Genomic DNA, 15,444 nt, shown 5'->3' with positions numbered 1-15,444 from the left:
GAAAAAAAGTTTTTTCTTTCCCTATTGCGAAAACTTCACTAAATAGTAATATTTACTTTCAATTCATATGATTAGTTTTTGTTAATATAAAGTAGAATTACAACATATAAACAAAAGGGGTGACACAGAAATGAAAAAAATTCTATCTCTCTTGTTTCTCTGTACTGCTATCGGTCTATTAGTTGCAGCCTGCGGCAGTTCTAAAGAGATAAATGTAACTTTAGATAAAAAACATCTGCCACTGCCAGATTATGTTTTAAATTCTTCTGATTTAATTCAAGAAACATATGCAATGGTATCAAACTATCCAGAGGTTGTAGCAGGTGTACCTTGCTATTGCGGCTGTTATGCACAAGATGGACATGAAAGTAATTTGGATTGTTATATTGATTCATTTGGAGATGATAAGGCCGTTACCGGCTGGGATTCAATGAGTATATCCTGAGACGTCTGTATAGATATCGCCCGGGAGGCGGTAGAGATGCATCTTGACGGTAAAAGCCCTAAGAAAATATATGACTTAATTACTACCAAATATCAAGATTTTGGGGAGCCAACTCCGACACCAGAACCTAAGTAAGGGATAACCAATGAAAAAACTATTATATGGCCTTTACACGATAATCATTATTGGGATTCTTATCTGTATTGTAAATAGTGATATTTTTAACGATGAAAATAAGGAATCAATTGCTGCCGGTGAAAAGATCTATAACAAGCAGTGCCTGATTTGTCATGGTGAAACTGGCAAAGGGGAAGGAAAAAATGCCGGTACAGCAATAAATAATCAAAACTATTTAAATTCTGTAAGTAATAAAGATATATTCAATAGTGTTAAATATGGCAGAGAAGGAACTGGCATGCCTAGCTACGAAAAGAGAATGTCTAATGAGGATTTAAATAATGTTGTTGCCTTTATAAGGAATTGGCAGTCTGAGGAGATTGAGTTTGATGTTCCACAGACAATTGCCGGTGATGTTGTTAACGGCGAGAAACTATATAATGTATATTGTATTAACTGTCATGGTGAAGCTGGTGCAGGGAAATTAAAAATGGGGACAGCCCTATCAAATCCACAGTACTTGAAATACACCGCAGACAAGCAGATTTGGATTGCTACTGCTTATGGACGTGAGGGTACAAGGATGGCTCCATCACTAAAAGGTCTTGACGGAGTAAGACAGCTTACTGAAGATGAAATAACTGATATTGTTAGTTATATCCGAACCATTAAACAACCTGAAAAAATTCAAAATAATTATCTTGAACCTTGAAACCAGCGAATGGTCTCAAGGTTCTTTTTTTTGAAATCCAGCTCAAAAATACCCTAATGGATCTAAATTAACAAAATGTTCATGTTCATGCCATCCGGGTAAATAGGTAAGGGTATATAGTGCTAGTTGGGATATAAAAAAACAGGGAGGCATCAATGGTAGATAGGTAAATGTGAACATTGTGTGGTGATTTATTGACGAAAAGGCAACGTTTACTCTCCTTTTACAAAATGTTCAAAAGTGAATCAACTCTACATAGATGATTAATATTATATTTATTTCAAAGAGGGCTATAGTGAAAATAGTTTTTTTATAGCAGTCCAAGGAGGATCAATATGTTTAAAGAAAAATTGATGGCTTTATTTATTATCACGTCATTTTTAGTAAGTTTTATCGTTCCAAATGCATATGCCGAGACTACCTTTCAACCAGAAAAATTCCCGTATACGGAAATGCAAATCCAGGTTATGCCTGAGTTTGACTACCCTGAGAACTGGCCGAAAGACACACCATCTTTACTTATAGGACAATACGGCACATTTACAAACAAAAGCGGGCAGGATTTTGATGGAAAAATTGAAATTGCAGTGCCTGCAAATGAAAAAGGATTCCAAGCTTATTTAGTTGCAGAATTCCCTGAGGACAATAAGCCAGAAGTTCAACGTCCATTTGATGTGGATAAGGATAAGGGAACGATGTCATGGAAACCTTCCAAGCCAATCAAGAATGGTGATTCATATAGATTCGTAGTCGAGTACTATACCAGCTCAGTAGAAGTAAAGGATAATAGAAGCTTTACTTTTGAATATCGTAACCCTGCTGAAATTGGTACATTGGACGTCATTTTCTATGCCCCAATGGAAGCCAAAAAAATCACACTAGAGCCAAAGGCTCCAAACAATACAAAGAGTGAGTATGGTGAAGAGTTGTTCTACTATCAATACAAAGATGTGAAAGCAGGAGAAAGCTATACATATTCTTTTGCCTATCAAAAAGATGGTTTCAAATCAACTTTAGAAGCAATTAATGAGAAACAACCTCCTAATGACGAAAACCATGCAGGTGTTAATGGAACTGCAACAGACCAAATTACCGGGGGATCAAATAGCTCAGGCGGATCAGGCGGATCAGAAGGCAATCGACCACTAATTGGTATTGGCGGTGCCAGCGTAATTGGTATCGCAATCATCATTGCTGGTGTGTTTGTTTACTTAGGACTAAAGGGAAGATCACAGTCTGCACCTAAAGCTTCAAGTTCTAAAACTGTAAACAGTCACCCTAAAAAGCAACATGTCAAAAAAGAAAATAAATCAATAAGCGTTGATGAGAAGAAGGAATTACGTAAAAAGCTTTTAACTGGAAAGATTGACCAAGAAACGTACGATGAGGAAATGAAAAAATTAATTTAATGGGGTGAATGGGATGAAAAAGAACACGATTGTTATGTTAGGTGGTTTCATAATTGCGGGGGCAATTGTTTTCTTGCTTATGGCAGCTACACCTGGATCCAGCGGAATTGAATTAACCATGAAAGAACTTTTGGCAAACCAGGAAAAGCATAAAGATGATTTTGTAACTGTTGAAGGCCTGCTAATCGAGGAATCTATTAAATGGAACCCAGATAAAATTGAATTAAAGTTTGATTTAAAGGATAACGAAGGTAATTTAATGCATGTCATTCATAATGGCACAAGACCTGATAACTTCTCAGAAGGTGTAATTGTTATTTTACAGGGTTCACCAACCAAGAAAGATACATTTGTTGCAGAAACGGTAAAAACAAGATGTCCTTCTAAATACGAGGGTGAAGATATTGAAAACTATGATCCTGAAGCACATAAAAAATTATTAGATCAGCCACCAACAGAAACCGATGAGGCAAAACAATAAGAAGGTGACGATATGTACTTATTTGCTAATGCAACAATCTATGTAGGCTTAGCGCTTGCTATCTATTCACTCCTCATTATCACATTGGGGATTAGCACGAAAAACCAAAGATTAATTAACAGTGGTAAGGGCGGGATCATTGGAATCTTAGTCTGTGCCTCAATGGCCATGCTTTCCTTATTCTACTTGCTTGCTACATCTCAATTTCAATATGAATACGTAACTGATTATACGAGCAGTGAGCTGCCGATTATTTACAAGCTAACAGCTTTATGGGCTGGGAATTCCGGTTCCTTGTTATTATGGACATTCTTCTTAGTCCTTTACACCGTAATGGTTGCCTTCTCTAGAAAAATGAGAGGGAATCCAATGGTTCCGTATATTTCCGCTATTCTTTTAGGAAATATCGTATTTTTCTTCTTAATCCTTGGGTTTGTTGCGAAACCGTTCGTCCTATTGGATGAGGTACCTATTGAAGGTCATGGTTTAAACCCAATGCTGCAAAATCCAGGAATGATTATTCATCCAGTTACACTTTACCTTGGGTATGTGGGTCTTGCTATCCCATTTGCATTTGCAATGGCGGCACTTCTATTGAAAAACGTGGACGATTTTTGGATCAAGATGACCAGACGCTGGACAATCATCGCTTGGTTATTTCTAAGTCTTGGAAACATTTTCGGCGGGCAATGGGCATATGTAGAGCTGGGCTGGGGCGGTTACTGGGCTTGGGATCCGGTAGAAAATGCTTCCTTTATGCCTTGGCTAACAGCAACTGCGTTCTTGCACTCGGTTATGATCCAAGAACGGAAAAACATGTTGAAGATTTGGAATATAAGTCTAATCATCACTTCTTATGCCTTAACATTATTCGGAACGTTCCTTGTTCGAAGCGGTGTCCTTACATCCGTACACGCATTTGCCAATTCAAATCTAGGTTTATATTTCTTAATTTTCATGGGTGTAGCAGTAATTGGTGCCTTATATGTGTTAATGAGTCGATATAACCTCCTAAAACGCAGTGCTGGAGAATTCAATTCATACATTTCAAAAGAAAGCAGTTTCTTAATAAATAACCTATTGTTAGTGGGAGCAGCCTTTGGTGTATTCTGGGGCACAGTTTTTCCGTTAGTATCTGAAGCAGTACGAGGTACAAAAGTAACAGTAGGTATGCCGTTCTTTAATACCGTTCAAGCACCTATTTTATTATCGATGATGTTTGTAATGGCTGTATGTCCATTACTTGCATGGCAAAGGTCATCATTAAAGAATTTAAAGAAAAATTTCTTAATACCAGCAATCCTTGCGGTTGTTGCAATGGCTTTGATGATTGTACTAGGAATACAAAAAGCGTGGGCAGTAATTGGATTCGGTGTTATTGTACTGCTATTTATTACACACTTCCTAGAGTTTTACCGCGGAGTAAAAGCTAGAAGAAAAATGACAAACGAAAAAATTTATCTGTCTCTTTATCGTTTAATGACCAAAAACCGTCGACGTTATGGGGGGTATATTGTTCATATTGGGATCGCTTTTATCGCAATGGGTATTATTGGTTCACATAACTATGATGTGCAAACAATGAAGACTGTGAATCTAGGAGATTCCATCGAAGTGAAGGATTATCGAATTAACTACGAGCGCCTTGATCAAAAACGAGAAGGGATTAATGATATCGTTTATGCAGAAATGATAGTTTTTAAAGATGGCAAACGAATTGGAAATATTATGCCTGAAAAAGTATTTTACGGTAACTGGGATCAGCCATCATCAGAAGTTGGCCTCATCTCATCTTTAAAAGAAGATTTATATGTTGTCTTAAGTGATTGGGAAAATGATGGGAAAGCAACCTTTATCGTAAAAGTTAACCCAATGATTGCATGGCTTTGGATTGGATCTTTCATGATTGTTATCGGATCGCTATTTGCAGTATGGAACGGAAAATATCAAAATATTACTCCACGATACACAGGAGTACGCAAAGAGGTGTCTTAATATGAAAAGTAAAATTTATATAGGACTCCTTTTGATTGCATTTATTTTCCATGCTTCTATCTTCCAAGTACAAGCGAAAGAGTTTGACTATAAATCTAAGGAATTTGAAGCAGCCGCATCTCAATTTATGTGTACATGCGGCTGTGGACAGGATCATTTTGAATGTGACCCTAAAACTTGTAATCTAACAGTTGGCTTTAAGGAAGACATTGTTGAAATGATGAACAAGGGCTGGGATAAGGACAAAATTCGTGAATACTACGTTAATATTTACGGAGAAGAAATTTTGACCGCCCCAGAAAAAAGTGGATTCAGTTTAGTAGCCTGGGTACTTCCATTTGTAGTATTAGCACTTGCAGGGATAGCGATATTCTTCATCATTCGTAAATGGGTGAAGAAAAAGGGAACAGGAGAACAAACCCCAGACAACGAAAGCGATAAGGATGAAGTGGAAGAGGAAATCCTCTCATCTATGATTGAAGAAGAACGCAAAAAGTATCTTTAGGATGTGAACATAATGCAAGAAATTTCGATCATTTCAATGATATTCACCGCTGCTCTAGTGCTCATTTGTTTATTTCTCGTTCTAGCTCCTTTCTTTTCTTGGGATTCATATTTAAGTTTCGCGAACAAGGGGCAAGATTCTGCATCAAACAAAGAAATGCTTTTATCCACTCTCAATGAGTTAGAGTTTGAATACAAAATGGATAAAATCTCCCACGCAGATTATAAAAATCTCAAGAAACAATATGAAGCACAAGTTGTCAGCATTATGAAGGATGAAGAAGAACAAATGCTATCTCAGACAGTCGACAAAGATTTAATGGCTGAAATAGAAAGTGAAATTGAAGCTTCAATGAAGAATTATCAGAATAAAAAGGGGGAAGGAAAGTGATTAAGAGAATCACCGTTTTCCTTCTCGGGCTGCTGCTGCTCATCCCTATCCATGGATTGGCAGCCGCAGATTCAGCGATATCAGTTGATATGCATTATCTCGTCGTCAGCCCTGCAGAAGATGGTTCCACCAATCTGATGAACATGGTGAACTATACCAATACAACCGCTGAAGAATTTAAAGGTGACGGCACGGGTGAAGCAATTTTGAATGTCACTATCCCGAAAGGAGCAATAGGATTTACCTTCTTAGATAACAAAATTGCTCAAAAACAAGTTGATAGCGGGTTTATTACTACAGATCCTATTCCGGCCAATCAGACTGTCGTTTTACCATATAGCTATAGAGTGGCCAAAGACAAAGAAATTAGTTTAACCTTTGACTACCCTGTTCAAATGATACAAATTCTTGTTCCTGAGGGAATGGGAAGCATTGAATTTAAGAATGTTACAGCAACGAATCAAGGTTTGTTCAAAATGGATGATCAAAATTATCAAGGTTACAGTGTTGAAGGGATTCAAGCACAACAATCTTTTACGATGGTCTACGATAAAGGGAAACAACCGTCTCCAAGTGAAACACAAACTTCTAACATGCAAGGAGTAAGTGCAACAGACGGGAATGTAACCAAAACAGCACCAGCTTTCCATAATCCCGGTCACCTGCGAATGTGGTCACAATCACCATTGCGCAGCTGGGATCCGCATGTTTTCTTGATTGTAATGAGTGCAATTATTATCGCAGCATTGTCCTATTTTGCCTATTTTAGAATGAAGGCAATGGCAGAAGAAAAGAGGCTTGGAGCGGATAAGGAAGAATCAGCATTTAAAAACCTTATGGCAAAGCAAAAAGCTATTTTGGATAAAATCCTCGAATTAGAAGAAATCTACGGTGAGGGAAATATGACAGAAGAGGATTATCAAGCAAAATTGGCTGCGTATAAACAGCATTTAGTACAAGTAAAAATGAATTTACGCCAATTTGTAGAGTAGCGGTCGGAATGTGAGGGATACCTAATGATTGAAATTAAAAAGCTTACAAAGCAAGCCGACAATAAGTTAATACTAAGAGGTATTGACCTATCAATTACTCAAGGCGAAACTGTGGCTATACTTGGCCCAAATGGTGCTGGAAAAAGCACACTTCTAAAAGTGCTGGCAACATTAATTAAGCCTACATCCGGCCTTGTAAAGATTAACGGTTTGGATTTAAAAAAGGATCATATTGAAGTAAAAAAAATGTTTGGTTACTTGCCGCATTCCAGCTTGTTATATGATCATTACACGCCGTTAGAAAACTTGGTTTTTTTTGGCAGCTTATATGGTGTAAAGGATGTTGAAAGCAGAGCCAGAAAACTTGTAAATGAGGTAGGCTTGTCATTCTTTATCCATGAGCCTGTAAAGAATTTTTCACGCGGGATGATCCAAAGAATTGCGATTGCTCGAGCCATCATTCATGAACCGAAAATTATGCTGCTAGATGAACCACATACTGGTTTGGATCAAGGTGCCATTACTATTTTAAATAATGTAGTCCTTTCTATGAAAGAGAAAGGGTGCACCACCTTAATGGTAACTCATGACTTCAAACAGGCCGCGGCAATATGTGATCGTATTATCATAGTAAAAAATGGCAAGATTGCTGATGACTTTAGAATAAATAATAAATCACTAAGTTTAGTTTCTGAAAAATATCAGATTTTGGTAGAGGGGGTTTCTTGATGTTAAGAACAGCCTTCACGATAGCAAAAAAAGATATTTATTCAGAATTAAGAACAAAACAAGTTTTGGGGACAATGATTATTTTTGCTGGTTTAGTAATCTTAGTATTAAGCTTTGCTTTTGACCCAGCAAACAATACAACAAAAGCAGTTATTCCCGGTGCTGTCTGGATTATCATAGTCTTTTCAGGGATATTGGGGCTAAATCGCTCGTTAGTATCAGAGCAGCGGAATGATACGATGCATGGCTTACTCGTGGCGCCAATGGATGCTTCTAGCATTTATTTAGGTAAATTCTTGGCAAATTTCTCAATGATATTAATAGTAGAAATTGTATCCATACCCTTTCTCTTTCTATTATTTGATTTTAAAATCACTGGCAGCATTCTCTATTTTATATTTGTTTTATTCGTCGGTAGTTTTGGATTTATTGCAATTGGAACTTTCCTAGCAGCACTTGCATCCAATTCAAAGAGCAGTGAAATGTTATTACCGCTTTTGCTTTTCCCTATGACAAGTCCTGTGTTGATTGGTGTTACACAAGCAACAAAAATTATTCTAACCAATATGGAAAAATTACCGACTGCTATCTCTTGGATGCAATTGGTCGCAGCCTATGATGTAATTTTCTTTGTTCTTTGTTTTTTACTAATTGAGTATGTTCTGGAGGTTTAAGATATGAGTATGAATCTTGAAAGAGAAAAGGCGCCTCTTCCAATGGCAGAACTGGCCCCGGTAAAAAGCCCTTTGCTTACCAAATTATTATATGGCAGTATGGTAGTTTCAATGTTAGCAGCATTCTACTTTATTTTCATGTATGCCGAGATTGAAAAAACAATGGGTGCCGTACAAAAGATATTTTATATGCATGTTCCATCAGCATGGGTAGCATTCTTAGCCTTCTTCGTGACATTTGTTTTTAGTATTTTATTTTTAATAAAACGTAAAAGAATATACGACACCTATGCATATGTATCTGCCGAAATAGGGGTAGTTTTTACAGCTATCGTACTAACAACTGGTCCAATTTGGGCGAAATCTTCTTGGAATACATGGTGGGCATGGGAACCACGATTGACTACAACTTTGATTCTTTTCTTCCTTTATATGGCTTATCTTATGGTCCGCCAAATGGATGGGGTTTGGGATAAAAAAGCAAGACTTGCTGCAGTTTTCGGGATTATCGGGTTTGCAGATGTTCCAATTGTATTTTTTGCGATTCGCTGGTGGCAATCAAAATTCCATCCAATCGTTTTTGGAGAAGGTCCTTCTCAACAAGGAGGGGGAATTGCACCTAGTATGCTTGTTGCGTTATTAGTTGCGATTGCCGCATTTACCTTCCTATATGCGTATCTCCTGCATAAGGGAGTATCACTAGAAAATATGAAAATAAAAGTTGGTCACTACAAAGAGAAATTACGTGAAAGAATGGAAAACTAGGAGGAATTAATCATGGGATTTATGTATGCAGCTTATTCAGTTGTTTGGGTAATTATTTTTGGTTATATGCTTTTGATTGGAAAACGTCATAATAGCCTTAAAAAAGACATCGAGTTTTTAAAACAATTAGATAGGTAGAAAAAGTAAAAAGGGCCTGTTTATACAGAACAGGCCATTTCTACAAAACTACTTATCGGTGTCAGGAGGAACCAGAATGAGCAGACGAGTCATTAACCTACTCGTGTTGTTTCTTTTAATTGGAATGTTTGGCTTTTTTGGATATAGTTTGGCGAGCAAAGGTGATAACACTGATGTCGGGGACCAAGCCTATAATTTTGAACTGCCAAACTTAGATGGAACAAATACGAAGCTTTCCGATTACAAAGGTGAAATCATCATCCTGAATTATTTTGCTTCATGGTGTAAACCTTGTGTGGATGAGGCTCCAGAGCTTGAGGCATTTGCAAAAGATTACGGTGATCAATACCGATTAATCATGATTAACAAGGGTGAAACAAAGGACCGAGTTAAAAAATTCCTAGAAAAATACAATACACCTGCTGTTTATGTCTTTGACTACAATTCTAAAATTGCTAAAAAATATAATGTTACAGGACAGCCGGAAACCTTTGTCATTGATAGAAAAGGTGTTATAAGGGAGCATTACAATGGTCCAGTTACAGCAGCTCAATTATATACAATGGTAAAGAAGTATGATCAATAATAATAAAAGAGGACTGAATCACTTTTGAGTGATCAGTCCTTTTTTTATCCACCCATTGGATGATAGTTATAGTCTGCTGATACATTTGCTTTGATGATCAGTTCCCCAGGTTGAATGGGTGTATTGCTGATGCCTTTGGCAAGTGCAAATTGCTGAATCTCATAGGGCTGAACTATGTCAACGCCTTCTATCACGCGTATTGGCGTGGGATTGAGGGACACTCTTAAGGTATTGGAAATGGTTTTTGCCTTGCTGCTGGCATTATTTAATGCGATGGAGAGTGCTTGTTGGTAATAAGATTCTTTATATCTCGTTGTAAATTGAACGTTAGCAGCATAGTTGGCTCCGTTTTGGACTGCAGTATCAACGACTTTTCCAATAATCGTTAAATCTTCTATTTTCACCTGTAAAATATGTGTGATTTTATATCCCCGAAAAATTTGCGATCCTTGATCATAGTCATATACCGGTTCAATTCGATAATCAAAGGTTTGAATCTGATTTCTATTAACCCCTGACCTAATAAGCGAATCAATAACCTTGTTTGCATTCATTGAATTTTGCTGCTGTGCCTCAATTAATTCTTTACTGTCAGTCACTACACCGAGATTAACAGAGGCTGTATCAGGCTGAACGGTGACCTCTCCTTCTCCTCTTACTTTTATTAAATTGTTCTGTTGGCTCATGGCAGTAAGGCTTCCAGGGTTCTGAATATACATGGTCTTTCCCCCTTAATAATATTCCTTAATATATAAAATACGTTTTTATAAATCAAGTATTCCTAGTTCTAGTAACTCTCTCAAAAAAATAGAATATAAGAGTATTTTAAAAGAATTACAATTTTCAAGGTCATATTGCTTATCAAAGGGCATACATTTTAAATAATGAGACAAGCAACACAAGGAGGAAGAAATGTGGAAACGATCCTAAAATTCTTACCAAAAAACATTGCCGATCTAATCAGTAAAATCCCTCCTAATCAAAAAGCAGAATTGGAAGAAATCAGAATTCGCATCGGACGGCCAATAGAAATTACCTTAAAAGGAGCTCCAAGATTTCTTTCGTACATTATTCAGCAAGAAGATGCTTTTCATTTAATGAATAAAATCAGCCAATTCTCTATCTATACACTTGAGGAAGAGTTGAAGCGAGGGTATATAACCGTTTCAGGAGGTCATCGAATTGGGCTCGCAGGAAAAGTGATCCTTGAAGGAGGAAAGGTAAAGGCGATAAGGGATATTGCTTCATTTAACATCCGGATTGCCAAGGAGAAAGTAGGGATAGCAGAAAAGATTACACCCTTTATATTCAAAGGGTCCTGGATGCATACAATGATTGTTGGTCCTCCCCAAACAGGAAAAACGACGCTTTTACGTGATATTGCCAGAATTATCTCAACCGGTGACCATATAAAGGGGGTACAGGCTAATAAGGTTGGTATTGTGGATGAACGGTCTGAAATTGCTGGATGTGTAAATGGAATCCCACAAATGTCATTCGGTCATCGTCTAGATGTGCTAGATGCCTGTCCGAAAGCAGAGGGGATGATGATGATGATTCGTTCCATGAGTCCGGATGTGTTAGTTGTAGATGAAATTGGGCGTAAAGAAGATGCAGAGGCTATTCAGGAAGCGGTCCACGCAGGAATAAAGCTAATTATGACTACACATGGATCAAGTTTAGAGGAGGTAAAAAATAGACCTTCATTAAGATCCATTATTGACCAAAACATATTTCAACGTTTTATTGTATTAAGCAGATCCCAAGGTCCTGGAACTATTACACATATATTGGATGGAAGCGGTAAAGAATTGAGTCAAAAAGTGAGTGTGATGTAAATGGTTAAATTAATTGGAGCCATTTTTATTATTCTCGCTACCACTTGGACAGGGTTTGAAGCTGCCAAACATTTAAGTGAGCGGCCGAAACAACTGAGACAGTTAAGATCTGCTCTGCAATCACTTGAAGCAGAAATAATGTATGGGCACACACCCTTGCATGAAGCAGCTCGAAGATTAGCAGCACAACTATCGAAGCCATTGTCATCTTTTTTTGAAGGCTTTGCCAAAAGATTGACTGATACTGAAACAACTGTTAAAGACGCCTGGGAGGACAGCTTAAAGGAGATTTGGAAGCAAACGGCATTTAAACAAGGTGAATTTGAAATCATGAAACAATTCGGGGAAACCCTCGGTCGGCATGATCGCTTTTCCCAGCAAAAACATATTATGCTCACTCTTTCCCACCTCGAAAGAGAAGAAGCGGACGCAATTCAAAGCCAAGCAAAATATGAAAAAATGGTAAAGAGTTTAGGATTCTTTTCAGGATTATTACTGATCATCTTATTAATTTAGGGGGAAAAGCAATGGGCTTAGAAGTGGACATTATTTTTAAAATAGCCGGTGTAGGCATAGTAGTTGCGTTTTTGCATACTGTTCTTGATCAGGTTGGGAAAAAGGAATATGCACAGTGGGTAACACTCTTTGGCTTTATTTACATTTTGTTTCAAGTCGCGTCAATTGTGGATGATCTCTTCCAGAAAATAAAATCTGTCTTTTTGTTTCAATAGAAAGGAGGGCTTTGCCATTGAAATTATTAAAATAGTTGGCGTGGCTCTTGTTGCAACCTTCCTGGCGTTAATAATAAAAGAGCAAAAACCTAATTTCGCCTTTCTTTTAATTGTATTTGTTGGCTGCAGCATTTTTCTGTTTCTAGTCGATAAAATCTATGAAATTATTCATATGCTTGAAAAGCTTGCTGTGAACGCAAATGTAAATCTGATTTACGTAGAGACTATCCTAAAAATCATTGGAATTGCCTATATTGCTGAGTTTGCCTCACAAATTACCAAGGACGCAGGTCAAGGGGCAGTGGCTTCGAAGATTGAACTTGCTGGAAAGGTGCTGATACTCGCAATGGCAATTCCAATATTAACGGTCATGATTGAGACTATAATCAAGCTGATTCCAAGCTAGAAAGGCATTTTCTTTTTATAACATGAGGTGAAAAATGATGAAGCAAAGGCTGCAGATTATTCCCATTATGATTCTATTATTTCTCTTTTTTACTTCAACGAGTGTACATGCTAACGAAGAAGTGAGTGTTGACAGTCCACCTCTATCGCCGCAGGAATTAGTAGACACACAGCTTAAAACCATGGATTTAACAGAACTTAAGCAATACTGGGAGGATATACAGACTAAATATGGCGGCTTCCTCCCTGAGAGCCAAAAGGGGAGTCTGTACGATTTTGTAAAAGGGGACAAGCAATTCTCCTTCAAGGAATGGACACACGGAATAATTAAATTTTTGTTTCATGAATTTGTCGTAAATGGTAAACTGCTAGGCTCATTAATCCTGCTAACAATATTCAGTATGTTTCTACAATCCATGCAAAATGCATTTGAGAGCAGCACGATCAGTAAAGTTGCCTACTCTATCGTCTATATGGTCCTGGTAATTATTGCCCTGAATAGTTTTCATATCGTTATAGAATATACCAACGAGGCAATTGGAAGCATGATTTCATTCGTTCTTGCTTTGATTCCGCTTTTGTTAGCCTTAATTGCTTCTTCTGGAGGTATAATCTCAGCCGCTTTCTTTCATCCTGTTATCTTGTTTTTAATGAATATCAGCGGAATGTTTATGCAATATGTTATTCTCCCGCTGCTTTTTTTAGCTACACTTTTAAGTATCGTTAGTACGATGTCAGATCAGTATAAGGTAACACAGCTGGCACAGCTGTTAAGAAACTGGAGTATTGGCTTAATGGGACTATTTTTGACGGTGTTTCTAGGAGTCATTTCGGTTCAAGGTGCATCTACTGCTATAACCGATGGTGTAGCCATCAGAACAGCGAAATTCGTCACCGGCAACTTTATTCCTGTCATTGGAAGAATATTCACCGACGCTGCCGATACAGTAGTAAGTGCTTCTGGATTATTGAAGAATTCAGTTGGTATTGCAGGAGTGGCCATTCTCCTCATCATCGTCGCTTTCCCTGCATTTAAAATTTTAATGATCGCCTTCATCTATAAATTTGCCGCCGCAATATTACAGCCATTAGGCGGGGGGCCAGTTATTAAATGTTTAGACATAATCAGCAAAAGTGTCATTTATGTTTTTGCTGCATTAGGTATTGTCTCACTTATGTTCTTTTTAAGTATTACGGTAATTGTCGCAGCAGGGAATTTAACAATGATGATGAGATAGGGGAGAACGATATGGAGTTTTTAATAGAATGGGTTACGAATATCATCCTATTTATTCTTATAGCCACTGTTATTGATATGCTGCTGCCTAATACTAGTCTGCAAAAATATACAAAAATGGTTACAGGACTTCTGCTCATTGCTATCATCCTTACACCAATATTTAAATTAATCTCTAAAGACTTTGAAACTGTAATGGCTCAAATCCCGAAGTTTCAGAATTCTGGAGAAAAAAATATGGAAAATTTAATAGATTTGCAGAAAAAAGAAATACAAGCCTCTAATCATGCATATATTTTAGAAACAATGGCTGTCCAGCTTGAAAAGGGAGTAGAGGAGGAGTTGATGGAACAATTTGGATTGGAAATAGCAAAAATAGATCTTACAACCAAGAATGATAGTCAAGAATCATTCCCTGAAAACCTTGAAATGGTTACAGTGCAATTAAAGCAGCCAGAAACATCGGTTAGGACAGTCGAAGCCATACAACCAGTAAGTATTACGACAGAGACACCTCTTCCATCTAAGGATCCAACAGAAGAATCAGAAAAAATCGCCGCATTTCTTTCGCAGAAATGGAATGTAACCGAAAAAGCAATTGAAGTCTCGGTTGAAGGGGGGATGAATAAATAGAATGGAAAATAATAATAAAGGGCCATTTTCATGGCTTAAAAACATAGTTTCAAAGGGAGACTCCACCGATAAAAAGGCAGGGAAATATCAATATATGCTTCTGGTTCTTTGTATCGGTGCAGCTTTCATGATTGTGGGCAATGTCATCTTATCTGATAATTCGACTCCGCTTGAAAGTCAGGCAGTCAATGGCAGCCAAGTCCAACCGGAAGATGTGGAGACATTCGGTCTTAAAAAAGATTCAAATAATAAGTCTATTGCAAGTTACGAAGAATCATTCGAGAAAGAGCTGACGAAAGCACTTGAAGAAATGCTGGGAGTAGACGATGTAACGGTAGTGGTGAATATTGATTCTACGGATAAGAAGGTGCTTGAGAAAAATACGGTAACAAAAACACAGACAACAGAAGAAAAGGACAACGAGGGTGGGGAGAGAAGGGTCCAAGACACCTCCACAGATCAGCAAGTAGTGATCATTCGTGATGGAGAGAAAGAAGTTCCTATTATTGTTGGAGAGATCAAACCTGATATACGCGGAGTACTCGTAGTAGCTAAAGGTGCTGACAACATTCATGTTAAAAAATCAATTATTGAGGCAGTAACAAGATCACTTGATGTCCCAAGTCATCGCGTTGCGGTAATGCCTAAAAAATAAAAGGAGG

At 37.6% G+C, this 15,444-nt stretch carries 21 protein-coding genes; 20 read left to right on the top strand and 1 reads right to left on the bottom strand.

Features of this window, described 5'->3' with window-relative positions; translation table 11 throughout:
• The first annotated feature begins 130 nt into the window (after window positions 1-130).
• The 13 genes from QNH29_RS30350 to QNH29_RS22075 all read left to right on the top strand — a co-directional run bounded on the left by QNH29_RS30350 (window position 131) and on the right by QNH29_RS22075 (window position 9,938).
• Complete coding sequence (locus QNH29_RS30350; protein WP_349654866.1) at window positions 131-580, top strand: PCYCGC motif-containing (lipo)protein; 450 nt, start codon at window positions 131-133, stop codon at window positions 578-580.
• 10 nt (window positions 581-590) lie between these two features.
• Window positions 591-1,274 carry a c-type cytochrome gene (locus QNH29_RS22130; protein WP_283861463.1) on the top strand — a complete coding sequence of 228 codons (684 nt, stop codon included), beginning with the start codon at window positions 591-593 and terminating at the stop codon, window positions 1,272-1,274.
• Between the two features lie 335 nt (window positions 1,275-1,609).
• Window positions 1,610-2,683 (top strand): hypothetical protein, encoded by a 1,074-nt coding sequence (locus QNH29_RS22125; protein WP_283861462.1) that lies wholly within the window; start codon window positions 1,610-1,612, stop codon window positions 2,681-2,683.
• A 13-nt stretch (window positions 2,684-2,696) separates the two neighbouring features.
• Window positions 2,697-3,164, top strand: a complete 468-nt coding sequence (locus QNH29_RS22120; RefSeq protein WP_283861461.1) for a cytochrome c maturation protein CcmE — start codon at window positions 2,697-2,699, stop codon at window positions 3,162-3,164.
• Between the two features lie 12 nt (window positions 3,165-3,176).
• Entirely contained in the window at window positions 3,177-5,159 is a 1,983-nt protein-coding gene (locus tag QNH29_RS22115; protein ID WP_283861460.1) for a heme lyase CcmF/NrfE family subunit, read from the top strand.
• Between the two features lies 1 nt (window position 5,160).
• On the top strand, window positions 5,161-5,664 hold the full coding sequence (locus QNH29_RS22110; protein WP_283861459.1) for a cytochrome c-type biogenesis protein: 504 nt from the start codon (window positions 5,161-5,163) through the stop codon (window positions 5,662-5,664).
• 12 nt (window positions 5,665-5,676) lie between these two features.
• Complete coding sequence (locus QNH29_RS22105; RefSeq protein ID WP_283861458.1) at window positions 5,677-6,054, top strand: hypothetical protein; 378 nt, start codon at window positions 5,677-5,679, stop codon at window positions 6,052-6,054.
• Window positions 6,051-7,046 (top strand): hypothetical protein, encoded by a 996-nt coding sequence (locus QNH29_RS22100; protein ID WP_283861457.1) that lies wholly within the window; start codon window positions 6,051-6,053, stop codon window positions 7,044-7,046. The genes QNH29_RS22105 and QNH29_RS22100 overlap by 4 nt, the downstream gene beginning before the upstream one ends.
• Window positions 7,047-7,070: 24 nt before the next feature.
• Complete coding sequence (locus tag QNH29_RS22095; RefSeq protein ID WP_283861456.1) at window positions 7,071-7,775, top strand: ABC transporter ATP-binding protein; 705 nt, start codon at window positions 7,071-7,073, stop codon at window positions 7,773-7,775.
• Window positions 7,775-8,449, top strand: a complete 675-nt coding sequence (locus tag QNH29_RS22090) for a heme exporter protein CcmB (protein ID WP_283861455.1) — start codon at window positions 7,775-7,777, stop codon at window positions 8,447-8,449. Before QNH29_RS22095 ends, QNH29_RS22090 begins: the two co-directional genes overlap by 1 nt.
• A gap of 3 nt (window positions 8,450-8,452) precedes the next feature.
• Window positions 8,453-9,214, top strand: coding sequence for a cytochrome c biogenesis protein (locus QNH29_RS22085; RefSeq protein ID WP_283861454.1), 762 nt, complete (start codon window positions 8,453-8,455; stop codon window positions 9,212-9,214).
• Between the two features lie 12 nt (window positions 9,215-9,226).
• A complete protein-coding gene (locus QNH29_RS22080; protein WP_082799345.1) occupies window positions 9,227-9,352 on the top strand; it encodes a CcmD family protein in 126 nt (41 codons plus the stop codon).
• A gap of 76 nt (window positions 9,353-9,428) precedes the next feature.
• Entirely contained in the window at window positions 9,429-9,938 is a 510-nt protein-coding gene (locus QNH29_RS22075) for a TlpA family protein disulfide reductase (RefSeq protein ID WP_283861453.1), read from the top strand.
• A 44-nt stretch (window positions 9,939-9,982) separates the two neighbouring features.
• Here the strand turns inward: QNH29_RS22075 and QNH29_RS22070 are convergent, their stop codons facing one another.
• The gene (locus tag QNH29_RS22070) at window positions 9,983-10,657 is read right to left on the bottom strand and encodes an SIMPL domain-containing protein (RefSeq protein ID WP_283861452.1); all 675 of its coding nucleotides are present in this window, start codon (window positions 10,655-10,657) and stop codon (window positions 9,983-9,985) included.
• Window positions 10,658-10,852: 195 nt separating this feature from the next.
• Between QNH29_RS22070 and spoIIIAA the strand changes: the two genes are divergently transcribed.
• From spoIIIAA to spoIIIAG, 7 genes are read left to right on the top strand one after another with little or no spacing between them, the layout of a single operon-like run.
• Complete coding sequence (gene spoIIIAA, locus QNH29_RS22065; protein ID WP_283861451.1) at window positions 10,853-11,776, top strand: stage III sporulation protein AA; 924 nt, start codon at window positions 10,853-10,855, stop codon at window positions 11,774-11,776.
• Window positions 11,777-12,292, top strand: a complete 516-nt coding sequence (gene spoIIIAB, locus QNH29_RS22060) for a stage III sporulation protein SpoIIIAB (protein ID WP_283861450.1) — start codon at window positions 11,777-11,779, stop codon at window positions 12,290-12,292.
• Window positions 12,293-12,303: 11 nt separating this feature from the next.
• The gene (gene spoIIIAC, locus QNH29_RS22055) at window positions 12,304-12,507 is read left to right on the top strand and encodes a stage III sporulation protein AC (protein ID WP_007084610.1); all 204 of its coding nucleotides are present in this window, start codon (window positions 12,304-12,306) and stop codon (window positions 12,505-12,507) included.
• Window positions 12,508-12,523: 16 nt separating this feature from the next.
• Window positions 12,524-12,913, top strand: a complete 390-nt coding sequence (gene spoIIIAD, locus QNH29_RS22050) for a stage III sporulation protein AD (RefSeq protein WP_174524393.1) — start codon at window positions 12,524-12,526, stop codon at window positions 12,911-12,913.
• 37 nt (window positions 12,914-12,950) lie between these two features.
• On the top strand, window positions 12,951-14,150 hold the full coding sequence (gene spoIIIAE / locus QNH29_RS22045; protein ID WP_283865713.1) for a stage III sporulation protein AE: 1,200 nt from the start codon (window positions 12,951-12,953) through the stop codon (window positions 14,148-14,150).
• Window positions 14,151-14,161: 11 nt separating this feature from the next.
• Window positions 14,162-14,782: a stage III sporulation protein AF gene (spoIIIAF, locus tag QNH29_RS22040; RefSeq protein ID WP_283861449.1), complete on the top strand. Its 621-nt coding sequence runs from the start codon at window positions 14,162-14,164 to the stop codon at window positions 14,780-14,782.
• Window position 14,783: 1 nt separating this feature from the next.
• Window positions 14,784-15,437 carry a stage III sporulation protein AG gene (gene spoIIIAG / locus QNH29_RS22035; protein ID WP_283861448.1) on the top strand — a complete coding sequence of 218 codons (654 nt, stop codon included), beginning with the start codon at window positions 14,784-14,786 and terminating at the stop codon, window positions 15,435-15,437.
• Window positions 15,438-15,444: the final 7 nt, after the last annotated feature.

This window comes from Neobacillus sp. DY30, from assembly GCF_030123065.1.
In the GTDB taxonomy this organism is placed as follows: Bacteria; Bacillota; Bacilli; order Bacillales; family Cytobacillaceae; genus Neobacillus.
Note: the sequence above shows the minus strand (reverse complement) of the source record. Positions and strands in the feature narration are given on the sequence as shown.